Here is a 12,455-nt window from a genome sequence, read left to right as displayed (position 1 = left end):
TCGTCTCCGGACTTGCGTTTTGCATTGCTGCAAACTATCGGGGCAGCCGTGATCGCTGTCTAACGATTAAAAATAACTACGCGATCTCGATACGTCATCACCCACGTTCCGGTTTCCAGGAAAATGGCTGATGTGGGCTATTGGACCAGTGCTTGGAGAGGCATCGGGCCGGCGATCCCGGTTGCGACCTCACGAAAATTCGCGACCGCCGGATTGTCTGTGTTGGAATTCCATGCCACGATCAGCTCATAAGGCGTGAGCTGGTCGTCGAGAGGTATGTAGATGACGTCGAGTTGCTGGACGCGCGCAACCCAATGAGGCACCAACGTAACGCCAAGGCCAGCGCTAACGAGTGCAAGTAGTGTATGAAGCTGTTCGGCCTCCTGAACGACTCGCGGCGCAAACCCGGCCGAAGCGCAGCACGCGACGATGATTTCCAGAATCCGGCTGTTCATTCTTCGGGGAAACAGAACAAACGACTCGCTCGCGAGTTCGACGATTGAAAGGGTCGACCGTACGGCGAGCGGATGACCCTCTGGGATGGCCGCCATCAAAGGGCCCGCAGCAAGCTCTGCAGACTTGAGCGCATGACCAGGCGACGGCGACGGCATGATCCCTATATCGATGACCGAAGTCCGAATCGCCTCGATCTGTGCGCTTCGATCGAGCGGATGCAGCGTCAATTCGACCTGCGGCCACCTCTGGCGAAAGTCTCGGAGTATCGGCGGCAGTATGGACCAAAGTACATTATCGACGAAGCCGATCGCGAGCCGCCCAACCGTACCATCCGCCGACGCGCGGGCGCGGCGCATGGCCTCATCTGCCCGACGAAGCAGATCACGCGCTTCAGGTAAAAATATCTCGCCCGGAACAGTGAGCCGAACGTTGTGGCGTGAACGCTCCAGCAGCGAAAATCCCAGCTCTTCTTCAAGCAGTTTCACCTGATGGCTCACCGCGGACTGCACCACGTGCATACGCTGCGCGGCCCGTCCGAAATGCAACTCCTCGGCAACTGCCGTGAAATAACGAAGCCTACGCAGGTCCATGATGAGAGAGCGACATAAGGTTGCGAAAGTCCCGTCGAAGCTCCACACCATCAGGTGCTTGCTTTACGAGCTGAACCACGGCCCACCGGCGGCGGTACGCCAGGCAATCTACGAAAGCCGTGCTTCGGCAGACCGGCCAATTGGCATCATCGGGTCGCGTCGAGCACGACCTTGCCGCGAGCGTGACGGGTCAAGTTCTTTTTCAGGGCATCGGCCGCGCGCGACAGCGGAAAGACCGTTTCGACTTCGACCATGAGCTCGCCCGAATCGAAGTGTGCGGCCATCGCAGCCAACTGCTTGCCATCGGAGCGGGTCGCGAAATGTTTCCCCACACCCCCCGCTAGCCTCGCGCGCTCGGCATCCGGTGGACTGACCGGTGACACCAGGGTACCGCCCGCCTTCAACAACGACCAGGAACGATCCTGTGTTTCACCGCCAACGAGATCCAGGACGATGTCCACGGACGACACGATCTGTTCGAAGGACTCCGTCTGATAGTCGATGACCTGCGTCGCGCCAAGCCGTCTGACGTAGTCAAGATTGCTGGAGGACGCCGTTCCGATTACGTTTGCGCCGGCGGTTCTCGCCAACTGCACCGCCATACTGCCAACGCCGCCCGCCGCGCCGTGAATCAACACGAGCTGACCCGGCTTGACGCCAGCGTGCTCATGCAACGCCTGCCATGCAGTCAATGCTGTCGCAGGCACGCCTGCCGCTTCAAGCAGGGAAAGTTTATTCGGGACTAAAGCCAGGCGATCCGTTGAGGCGATCACCCTCGTGGCGTACCCGCCGACGATCCCGATGTAACCGAAGACTTCGTCGCCCACGGCGAAGCCCCTGACCCCGGCGCCCAGTGCCGAAATCTTTCCCGACACCTCAACGCCAGGCGTGTAAGGCAGTGACAGCGGCAGGAACGCTTTCATCCTGCCTTCCAGAATTTTCCAGTCGACCGGGTTGACGCCGCTCCCCGCAACATCGATTAATACTTCGCCCTCTCCCGGTACCGGGTCAGGGATATCTTCCAGCGTCAAAACTTCGGGGCCGCCGTAGACGTACGCACGTATTGCTTTCATGAGTTACTCCTGATTAAGCAACCGTACAGGTACGGTTGCCTTGATATGTCAGATCACCGAGAGCAGGCCGCCATCAACAAGCAAGGCGATACCGGTGACATAGCTCGACATGTCCGAACCGAGCCACGCAACAGCGTCGCCTATTTCGGACGGCTTCCCCAGGCGGCGCAACGGAGTGCGTTGTCGAAAGCCTTCCGAGGCCGCGGCAATGCCGGGATTCGTGCGCAGCAAGTGTGTGTCGATCGTGCCGGGGCAGACGGCATTGACGCGGATACCGTCGGGGCCGAGCGCGTCCGCGAGGGCCTTGGCCATCAGCACGACGCCACCCTTGCTGGTCGAGTAAGCGACGGTCATACCGGCGCCCGCGATACCCCCCATGCTCGCCATCAGTACGATGCTGCCAGGCTTGCCACGCGCCTTCATCTGGCGTGCCGCGGCTTGCGCACCGAAAAGCACGCCGTCGAGATTGACCGCCATCAACCGCCGGTAGTCGCTTTCGGCGACGTCGGGCCCGTCCTCGCGCAACGTGATGCCGGCGTTGCAAACGATTACGTCGACGCCGCCAAACTCGGCCGCCGCATCGACCAGCGCGTCGACTTCCGCGTGCTGCGTTACGTCGGTGCGTTGAAATCGCGTGAGCACACCCAGCGCTTCGATCTCGGCAGTCGTCTGCGTACCGCCCTCGTGCGGGGTTTCGGTGACGTCTGAGACGATCACTGCCTTCGCTCCGTGCCGCGCCGCACTAATCGCAATGGCCCGACCGATGCCGCTGGCCGCGCCGGTGACCAGCACGACCTTGTCTTTAAGAATATCGCTCATTTTGGTATCCTTATAAATAAGTCAACTTAACCACATGTACTGGACCAACAGTCTAGTGATGCGTAGCGGTTGTCAAAGCGCCACCGCGTGAGCGCAGTCGGTTCTTCACGCTTCCTTCGCACCGCCAGGAAAAGCACCGAGTTGCTGCATCAGCGAGAAGAGATTGGCGACACCCCAGTGCTCGGCAATCTTGCCGTTGCGTACGCGCATCGCGTCGACGGTTTCAAAATGGATCTTTCGACCGGTGGGTGGCACGCCAAGGAAGGTGCCTGCGTGTGTGCCGTGATACGTCTTGTAGGTCGTCACCAGATCGCCGTCGGCAACCTGCCAATGGATGTCGGCGTGGAAATCGGGGAACGCGGCACGCAGTGCGTGGTAGAGGCCGCGTGCGCCATCCTTGTCCGGAGTGCAGTTCGGCTGCGGCGTATGGTCGACGAAATCGTCCGCGAATAATTCTTCGAATACTTCAAAGTTGCCGCCGCCTTGAACCTCTTCGGTATTGCGACGAACTACAGCCTTTGCTTCTTCGCTTGCGTTGCTACGGGTCATGTCATGCTCCAGAACGGTTGAAATGCGAGTGTTTCAGTTCACAACGAGACGGGTCGGTCACGGCAACTCGAAGCCACCGACGGTCATCCCACCGTCGACCACGAGCATCTGCCCAATCACATAACTCGCCGCCGACGAGCAGAGCCAGACAGCCGCGGCGGCCACTTCGGCCGGTTGGGCGCCCCGCTTCGCCGGGATCGCGGTGCGGGCAAGTTCGGCGAAGGCCGGGTTCTGCGCGCTATTCGCGACCACCATCGGCGTCTCGGTCCATCCGGGGGCCAACGCGTTGACGCGGATGCCGTGCGCAGCGTTTTCCATCGCCGCGACGCGGGTCAGACCATGTACGCCGTGCTTCGATGCTGCGTAGGCGCTCATCCCGCCAGGGCCAGTCAGCGCGGCGACGGACGCTGTATTGCAGATGGCGCCGCCGTTTCGCTTCATCAGCGGTAGCTGGTACTTCATACCGAGGAACACGCTGCGAAGGTTGACCCTGAGGACCTTGTCGAAGTCGTCCGTGGGGTAATCCTCGATCCGGTAAGTTCCGCCCGTGATGCCGGCGTTGTTGAACGCCGCGTCGAGTCGCCCGGCGTCTCTTTCTATACGTGCGAGGAACGTGGAAACATCCTCCTCGCTCGCCACATCGACTCGTGCGGTGGCGGCCTTTCCACCGGCCCTGACAATCAGATCCTCGGTTTCCGCGAGACCGTGCTCGTTGACGTCGGCAGCGTAGACGTACGCGCCGCGGCTGGAGAAGGCTCGTGCGGCCTCCCGGCCGATGCCGGAGCCAGCGCCCGTCACGAGCACGACCTTTCCGTTGAAATCTTCAGTCATGGCATCCCTCACACGGCGCCCTTAAGCACATTTATAGTTAGCATAACGATCTATTGTGGCGTTACGCTGGGCGATGACGCCCAGCTCACTCGAAGACTTGCCAGAAAAAGTGTTAGCCGAACAGCTTTGCCGCCGTCTTTGCGACCAGTTCACCCTGATGGCGAGCGCCGGCCAGATCGATCTCGCTTGGCTGACGCGACCCATCGCCGGAAGCGACGGTGGTTGCGCCATAAGGCGCGCCGCCGACGATCTCGCTCATGTTCATCTGCCCCTGATGGCTATAAGGCAAGCCGACGATAACCATGCCGAGATGCATCAGGTTCGTGATGATCGAGAAAAGCGTGGTTTCCTGCCCGCCATGCTGGGTGGCAGTCGACGCGAACGCGCCGCCAACCTTGCCGTTCAGTGCGCCACGCATCCACAAACCCCCGGTCTGATCGAGGAACGCTGCCATCTGCGACGACATGCGGCCATAGCGGGTGCCGGTACCCACGACGATCGCGTCGTAGTTCTCGAGGTCGGCGACGGTTGCGACCGGAGCCGCCTGGTCGAGCTTGAAATGCGCGCCTTTGGCGACCTCCTCAGGCACCGTTTCCGGCACGCGTTTGACGTCGGCCTGCGCGCCTGCGCTGCGGGCGCCTTGCGCGACGGCCTCAGCCATCTGCTCGATATGTCCGTACGACGAATAGTAGAGAACCAGAACCTTAGCCATCGCAATCTCCTTAGGGTGATGAAGCGGGCCATCATGGCGCCGCAAGGGGTGCAGCAGGTGTCTTGCCAGGGCGACCCAGGGACGTCCCGAACGTCGTTATTGGGCGGTACCTGCGACCGGCACTTCGCGACGGTTATCGAAGCTGAATGCGCCTGCGCCATAAGCCACGACCTGGATCAAACCGCCGGCCATCGCGACGTTCTTGAGAAAGTGGAACATCTGGTTCTGGTCGCCGAGCGCGTGGTGAAAGATCAGCGCGGTAATGATCGAATACGCTGCCAGCAGCACGGCAACGAGTCGCGTGCGATAGCCGACGATCAGCAGAACGCTGCCAACCAGCTCAAGAGCCATCGAGCCGAGATAGCCGACCAGCGGTACGGGCAATCCTAGCGACCCGATGTAGCCGATGGTCGCTCCCGGCGCGGTGAGCTTGCTAAAGCCGCTCACCAGAAAAATGGCAGCGATGAGAATGCGGCCAATCAGCGGAAGGGCCTGGTTAGAATTTGCAGAGGTTGAGTTCATGACGAGTTCCTTAAGTTAAGTAAAAAGAGACGAAGATTAAGTGAACTGCTTGCGTGACTACCGGATGCGGCCACGAGAGCGAAGCTGCTTGCCAATTCGTGCAATCTGGGCTTCACCCGCTTGCAGCGCGGCCTCTGACGTGTGAACCGAGTAGTAGCCGAGCACCAGGTCATGCGGGTGTTTTACTGCGGACGCGAAAATGAATTCGGCGTCGGTGTCTGCGAAGAAGTCGAGAGCGTCTTCGGACTCGCTGAAGACCGCGAGTTCGCTGCGCAGACGCTCGCCCGCGACGCGAAGCGCGCCCCGATGCACGTGGGTCCAGCCCACGGCATGTCCAGCGGGCGGCACATAGCGCCAGCGCTCGCCCGTCTTGAGCCGTACGTGCAGATAGTTGATCCCTTCCGGAGCCAGTACCGGGCTGTGTGCGTCCCCGTAGCTGCCGAGAATGACGCGCGCAGGACCCGCATGCGGGATGGCCTGCGCGGGAAGATATTGGGTTTGCGGTTCCCCATTCTCGATTTCGGGCGGCAACGCCACCCACATCTGGTAACCGTGAAAGCGCTTCAGGTCCGCGGGACTGGCGTCGTGCCAGATACCGTTGCCCGCGTTCATCCACTCGACGCTGCCCGCGGACAACACGCCCGACGCGCCCGTCGTGTCTTCGTAACTCAGGTTGCCCGAGAGCAGGACCGTAATCGTCGCGATGCCCGAATGCGGGTGCATTGGAAACAGTGCGTCGCTCGACGGCGTGAAATCGAAGTAGTCCAGGAACACGAACGGCTTGATCAGCTCGCCCAGCTCAGCGGGGCTAACGATGCGCGTGACCGGCCCATGGCGGCGCCCCTGGGTACGCGCCACAATGGTGCGCGAAAGACTGGCTGGCCGGACAACGGGCGTGGCTGCTTCGAGTAGATCTGTGGCGGGAGCCATGACGATTTCCTTTTGGGGATGACATGGCTGAAGGTTAGAAGATGGCGAACCCCAGCGGAAGCCTATATATTTGGATAAAGTCCATCGTCTCAACCGATGAACTTTCGCGACGAGCATCTCCGCGTGGCAGTTCGCCGAGGCCTCTTCGGTTCCGGTGCTTGTGCAGAGGAAGCGTTTGAGACGGTGAATCCGCTGCTTATCGAGTTCCTGGATGGATTACAACCGCGGTCATGAAACGTCAGGTCGACCACGACCGTCACTCTTCATTTGAGGTTTGTTTTAGTCGACCGAGAAACCAACGACCCGCAGGGCCTGGTGGCGTATCTTTGCGATAGATTGCAAACATGGCAATCGGCGGCGTTTGGGGCTGAAAGTTTTCGATTCGCAGCGCTACCAGATCGCCCGAAACAAGATCGGCGTGTACCATCGCCGCAGGCATATGCCCCCACCCGAAGCCAGCTCGCAAAAACGCATGCTTCGCGCCCAGATCCGCTAATCGCCAGATCTGCGAAGAGAACACCCCGAATGTCTTACCATCGGTCAGCGGCGTGCGATCAGTCAATACAAGCTGAACATGTTCTTCCAGCTCGCGCGATCGAATCACTCTTTTAAGCGATGCCAAGGGATGTGTCGGAGCGGTAACGGTGACCATCGGCACATCGAGCAGCTTCTCGGCATCAACCGATTCGGGCACGGCCGGCATCGAACCGCTAATGCCGAGCCTGCACGCCCGCTCCACCACTCGCTGCACTACCGCACCCAAGGCTTCGACATACAACCGCACTGGAGTGTCGGGAAACGCATCACGGAATTCTCCAACCGCCCGCGTGAGTGAGACCATCGGATACATGACGTCCACCACGACGGAAAGCTCTGGCTCGAGTCCCTCCGCGATTGCTCGCGCCCTCGACTTGAAACCATCCATGCAGTTGACGGTGAGACGCGCCTGCGAAAGCAATGCAGCACCTTCATCTGTCAATCGTGGATAGTGACCACTGCGGTCGAACAATGGCACATTGATTTGAGCTTCAAGATTGGCGAGCGTCTGGCTCACGACGGACTGTGCCCTGCGAAGCTTACGTCCTGCCGCAGAGAAGCTTCCTTCATCTGCGGCAGCGATAAAGGTGCGCAGTTGGTCCATGGATACGCCGTCGAGCATATATCGATTTTCCGGATGGAATTTGTCGAGAAATATAGCCTTTCGAGTGTGGTGTCAAGTGCCGAAGCTTCAGTCATGTCGTCATCGAAGGATGATTTTCATGCTTCTTTCCCATGCTTCATACCCATGCTTCATACCTATTCCTGGCCGCCCTATGTCACTCCCGATCCTCAGCCTGGCCGCCGACGGCCACGGCGTTGCGCTGCAAACAGGTTGGCAGGCAACCCGAATAGAGGCGTTGTGATCTGTGTTCGAGATCACGATGTCAGTATTCGTCGTTGGACGCGGAAGCAGCGCACAACCATACTCCCTACCACTTGAGACGAGCGCAACTACACCGTTGGTCTCCGACAGGCCGAGGATGTCGTTGCGTTCGTGAGCGCGACTCATCAAGACCAGCGGTTTTGAAATAAACAGGAGTTGTTGTTATGCGCATCGAGTTCACATTACCCACGCCGACAGTGTTGATCCAAGGCAGCGACTCCGTCTTTCCGGTTCGGCGCATCTACTGCGTAGGCCGCAACTATGCCGCCCATGCTCGCGAGATGGGCTTCGACCCGAACCGCGAACCGCCCTTTTTTTTCTGCAAGCCGGCGGATGCCATCGTGAACGTTCCGGCTGGCACGACCGTCGAAGTTCCCTACCCGCCGCGGACCAGCGAGTACCACCATGAAATCGAACTGGTGGCAGCGATCGGACGCGCTGGCAGTGACATCGCAGTAGAGGATGCTTTGGACCACGTCTTTGGATACGCGGTCGGTCTCGATATGACCCGGCGCGACCTGCAGCTTGCGCTGCGTGACAAGGGACGACCGTGGGAGCTGGGCAAAGCATTCGACCAATCGGCGCCCATCGCTCCGCTCCGCAGGGTCAGCGAAGTCGGCCACATTGACCGTGGCGCTCTCTGGGTACAGGTCAACGGTGAGGATCGCCAACGTACGGACCTCAGCAAGCTCATCTGGTCGGTACCGGAAATCATCGCCAACCTGTCCATATATTTCGAACTGCAGCCTGGCGACCTTATCTACACCGGCACGCCCGAAGGCGTAGGGCCCGTCCACCGCGGGGACACCATGACCGGAGGCATCGCTGGCCTGGGTGAGTTGAGCGTGAAGGTGCGGTGAGCATGTCCGCAGAGGCAGAACGTCACATGCTTTCGCGACCCGCACGTCTGAAACAGGACGGCAGGCCCACACGTCATTTGAATTCCATCCTCACAACCGATAGGAGCTAGTCATGAATTACGCCACCCTGGCGGCGCCAGGCCGAGAAATGCCCACGTCGGACGCGCTGACATTGATGCACGTCCCCGCAAAGTTCGACGTAACGAAATGGCCCCGGGAAGTCGAAGCGTTTCTCCGCAAGACCACCGACCCTCATCATCAGGCCATGTTAAAGAACTACTTCCGCCATTTGCTCCTGGAAGTAGCAGGTTACTGGGATCAGATCATCGTTCCCGAACTCACCGTCGACGAGCCCATGTACCGCGTCGGTGACCGGCGCCAGATGCACGTTCTGACGGGCAAGGCAGCGGTCGAAGGCTTCTATCGCGAAGCCGCCGAAACGCGCCAGAACGTGATGGGCGCACGGACCATGAACATGGGCGTCGACGACTACGGCATCACCACTGAAGCCGTATGGACTCACGTCGTGCCCGGGGTGTGCCTGAAGGACCACGACATCAACGCCGACCCCGCAGCGCACTACCTGATGACGCACCATCTCTTCCAGATCTTCACGTACACGAACGAGCCAAAACCAAAGCTCATCGCGGAGCGTATCTACGACGACCCGGAGAGTTACACCTATGAAAAGCTTGCACCCGCCGACGTCGTGACGCCGGAGATTGCCCGGGAACTCCTCGCCCCCTTCCTGGCTCGAGCGACACTGGATTGATGCCCGTCACGTCGAGGTTAAAGGAGTGACGACGTCTTCAGAACGATGTCACTCGACGTGACCGCTACGACGCCGGAAGAAGTATTAGACCTTGTGCTCGTCGCAGGGGTTGAACCACGCTGAGCGCGAATTTCTATCATAAGTCTGACAGTTATAAAGCCCAGCGTTTTCATAAGAGAGGTGCGTAGTTCCTCGTGGGCGTTTAGTCACATCAAGGTACAAATAGCGCGACAGTTCCCTTCTCGCTGCTAGTCGTCACTGCGTCAGGGTCATTTGGTATCTGATCATTGACACCGACTGCGATGTTTCCGAATAGCTCTGTGCATCTATATCACCCTGGCGCTTATGATAGAAATTCGCGCTCAGTTTAGTCCACCGCCAACTTCGTTCGGGTTTTCCAGGATGTGGTTCGCCCCGATCCATTCCTGCTTCGACAGCAGCTCGTAGCGTTCCTTCAGTAACTGGCAAAGCGCGTCTCGGTCCATGGCGATTCAACGTCAATCCGGAATCCAAGATACACGACATGGGTCATTTTCAAAATTATGTGAATCAAATGAATCAAAGAAAAGCGCTTTGCCGCCAAGGCTTTGCGTGAAGGCGCGCGCCTCACAAGGCGCGGCCCGGTCAGGAATGAAACACTTGAAACAAAAGATATGCCGTCTGTTTCAAATCGTCTGAGGTCACGACTGCGGATGCGCGTCGTCGAACGCCGACACGCCGAGGTAGTTCCGTAAGCGGGTACGTTGGGCGACAAATTGCCGACGGCGTTGTGGCTGTCGAGCGATGCGCGAAGTGGCATCGGCATCCGTCATATAGGCCGGCCACGGCGGGCAACGCCGATCGAGTTTTCATCCGCCCAGGGACGGCCGGCGCGTCAGCAATCCCAGCATTGAACGACGGTTTAACGCTCGCGAACGGACAGTCGTCGACGGAGCATGGCGGGCCGCTCCTGGCCGAACCCCGTCCGATGCAGTCCCGATCGATCGCCGATCGCAGTAGATATGTAAATAGCATAACCAGAGCCGAAACCGCCATTCGGCACCGTAACCGATCGATGCGCGCTTCGGAAGTGCGATAGTCTCTCGCAGTGGACTGCCGACCGGTCTGCTCGACTATGACGCAAAAGAATCAGCTGAAACAGTCAGCCGAAGCAAAAACGCAAACCCGGCCGTCGGCCTGCAAAGTCGGTCGAAACAGACGTAAGCGCCCTGCCCGTTCAGGCGCCCTCCTTCGACACTGCGTGATCAGTAACCCATGAAAGACAAACCTTTTAACCCTTAAAAACACGACATTTGTATTTAGCTGCCACCACGACATCTTGAAATGGCTACGACATAATATGTAGCTTATGTAAAATATACAGGACTGCGATATTTTAGATTATGCGCCTGTCAAATCCCTGCCAGTCGTGGGCTGGCGCAAACAACGCTCGCTTTCATGTCCGTAAAGGCAGCCCGGCTTGTCCCCGGGTCTCGCTCGCCCTCCACATCCGAAAATCGGCGCGTCGTGTGCGCGTCGAGAACCCGATGAGGCCTTTGATCAAGTGCCGGTCGAAGTAAGTTCTGCACGCCACGTAGCCCCATACCCACATGCGGATACGCGTCGGTTTGACGTCGGGGAAGGCCGCGCTGCAGGTGCGCCGCAGATCTAGCCGTCGCCGCGTGGCGGGGATACCGGCGCGGTGTGCGGGGAAGCCGCGACAACCCACGGCTGGGCGCTCAGCCGCAGGGCGATGTCGGTCAGTGCCGCGGGTGACACCGACACGAACGTGACTGTCATTTCGTCGAAGTCGTGCTTCCTGCTGCAATGAACCCGGATGCGTTTCGCGTGCGCGGCGTGCTGACCTAGAGCCTGCCAGACCGGAATGATCCTCAGCTGACCGGCCGCCGCCCGCACCGTGATGCTCGGCGCGGCGCCATCAGCCGGATGCCCATCTCGATGTGCCATTGCAGTGTTTGTCACCTTAACGCTCGCCCGTTGCTCTGGCGGTGGCCCAGGCAGGCCCGGGCACCGCGCTGACAGCTAGTGGAACACAAAACACGATTGCTGCCGGTGTCAATGACAGCGCCGCATCACGTTCCAACAGTGATGAGAGTCCATCCGTTTGAGGAGTCGCACCCGCAGATGCTCGCGGCGGTAGTGACCAATGATCAGCGTCGCCGCAATTGCGAGTACGAACACCCCGACGAACATACCTACCCAGGACTCGATCCTGGCGAACTCCTTCTCACGCGTTCGACTGCCTCCTGAAGCTTTACCGTGGATGCTAACTGCCACTTGCGATGGTGGAAATAATGTCCGCGGGTAACTCGCCGGAGCGGCTCACCAACGCTCTCCAATCGTTCGGCGTATTCCCCGTTTCCCACATGGGCCGAAACACCTCGTCGGCACTTATGAGCGCCGCATCCACGGAGTGATTGTTAGTCCGACCAGCAATCCTTCCGGCGAAAGAAATCGTGTGACTGTCTGACCCCATGGCTCCTTCCTGTTCTTGACGAGCATTTGATAGCCTCGCGATTCGAGTTCCGCAGTTGCGTCCTGGACGTCCTCGACATCAAATTCGAGCCATGCTTGGGGAACGGGCGTGTTGTCTGGCCAGGAGTCTTTGCCAAAGCAGGATTGTGCCGCCTGCTCGAGCGGCCACAAGGCAAAACTCCCAACGCCTTTCAGGGCCTCCGTATGCAGATAGCCGCCCTGCTCCTCCGTGAATGAGATATTGAGGATCTCGCCGTACAAGTTTCGGCCCACGCTTCTGTCGCGGACGATTGGTCCAAACCCGGCAACGAACAGGATCTTGATACGCTCGAACTCTTGCACGTGAGCTCCTTTTGCGGCAGCAGACAACCCCGCGAACATCGTCAGCGGAGCGATTACTTGCCTTCGATTCATGCGCACCGAAAGTAGACATCGCGCTGACA

General features: G+C 59.3%; 13 protein-coding genes. 2 read left to right on the top strand and 11 right to left on the bottom strand.

The window, feature by feature from the left end; genetic code table 11:
• Positions 1-137: 137 nt before the first annotated feature.
• From AC3WOG_RS10230 to AC3WOG_RS10190, 9 genes are all read right to left on the bottom strand, one after another.
• Positions 138-1,046, bottom strand: coding sequence for a LysR family transcriptional regulator (locus tag AC3WOG_RS10230; RefSeq protein ID WP_492577871.1), 909 nt, complete (start codon positions 1,044-1,046; stop codon positions 138-140).
• Positions 1,047-1,192: 146 nt separating this feature from the next.
• On the bottom strand, positions 1,193-2,119 hold the full coding sequence (locus tag AC3WOG_RS10225) for an NADP-dependent oxidoreductase (protein ID WP_492577870.1): 927 nt from the start codon (positions 2,117-2,119) through the stop codon (positions 1,193-1,195).
• A gap of 48 nt (positions 2,120-2,167) precedes the next feature.
• Positions 2,168-2,938 (bottom strand): SDR family NAD(P)-dependent oxidoreductase, encoded by a 771-nt coding sequence (locus AC3WOG_RS10220; protein WP_492577869.1) that lies wholly within the window; start codon positions 2,936-2,938, stop codon positions 2,168-2,170.
• Positions 2,939-3,043: 105 nt separating this feature from the next.
• The gene (locus tag AC3WOG_RS10215) at positions 3,044-3,487 is read right to left on the bottom strand and encodes an ester cyclase (RefSeq protein ID WP_492577868.1); all 444 of its coding nucleotides are present in this window, start codon (positions 3,485-3,487) and stop codon (positions 3,044-3,046) included.
• 57 nt (positions 3,488-3,544) lie between these two features.
• Entirely contained in the window at positions 3,545-4,318 is a 774-nt protein-coding gene (locus tag AC3WOG_RS10210; protein WP_492577867.1) for an SDR family NAD(P)-dependent oxidoreductase, read from the bottom strand.
• Between the two features lie 112 nt (positions 4,319-4,430).
• Entirely contained in the window at positions 4,431-5,030 is a 600-nt protein-coding gene (gene wrbA / locus AC3WOG_RS10205; protein ID WP_175053135.1) for an NAD(P)H:quinone oxidoreductase, read from the bottom strand.
• A gap of 96 nt (positions 5,031-5,126) precedes the next feature.
• The gene (locus tag AC3WOG_RS10200) at positions 5,127-5,552 is read right to left on the bottom strand and encodes a DoxX family protein (RefSeq protein WP_492577866.1); all 426 of its coding nucleotides are present in this window, start codon (positions 5,550-5,552) and stop codon (positions 5,127-5,129) included.
• 57 nt (positions 5,553-5,609) lie between these two features.
• Positions 5,610-6,482, bottom strand: coding sequence for a pirin family protein (locus AC3WOG_RS10195; RefSeq protein WP_492577865.1), 873 nt, complete (start codon positions 6,480-6,482; stop codon positions 5,610-5,612).
• Between the two features lie 256 nt (positions 6,483-6,738).
• Positions 6,739-7,641: a LysR family transcriptional regulator gene (locus AC3WOG_RS10190; RefSeq protein ID WP_492577864.1), complete on the bottom strand. Its 903-nt coding sequence runs from the start codon at positions 7,639-7,641 to the stop codon at positions 6,739-6,741.
• 428 nt (positions 7,642-8,069) lie between these two features.
• On the opposite strand from AC3WOG_RS10190, the gene AC3WOG_RS10185 reads away from it, so the two are divergent.
• Together AC3WOG_RS10185 and AC3WOG_RS10180 are read left to right on the top strand one after the other, a co-directional pair.
• Positions 8,070-8,765, top strand: coding sequence for a fumarylacetoacetate hydrolase family protein (locus tag AC3WOG_RS10185; protein WP_492577863.1), 696 nt, complete (start codon positions 8,070-8,072; stop codon positions 8,763-8,765).
• 112 nt (positions 8,766-8,877) lie between these two features.
• Entirely contained in the window at positions 8,878-9,537 is a 660-nt protein-coding gene (locus AC3WOG_RS10180; RefSeq protein WP_492577862.1) for a hypothetical protein, read from the top strand.
• A gap of 1,647 nt (positions 9,538-11,184) precedes the next feature.
• Here the strand turns inward: AC3WOG_RS10180 and AC3WOG_RS10175 are convergent.
• Both AC3WOG_RS10175 and AC3WOG_RS10170 read right to left on the bottom strand, forming a co-directional pair.
• Positions 11,185-11,484: a hypothetical protein gene (locus tag AC3WOG_RS10175; protein WP_492577861.1), complete on the bottom strand. Its 300-nt coding sequence runs from the start codon at positions 11,482-11,484 to the stop codon at positions 11,185-11,187.
• Between the two features lie 444 nt (positions 11,485-11,928).
• Positions 11,929-12,354, bottom strand: a complete 426-nt coding sequence (locus AC3WOG_RS10170) for a VOC family protein (RefSeq protein ID WP_492577860.1) — start codon at positions 12,352-12,354, stop codon at positions 11,929-11,931.
• Positions 12,355-12,455: the final 101 nt, after the last annotated feature.

This window comes from Paraburkholderia sp. FW306-02-B, assembly GCF_058782725.1.
The sequence above is the reverse complement of the archived record's forward strand: the minus strand, read 5'-3'. Positions and strand labels throughout refer to the sequence as shown.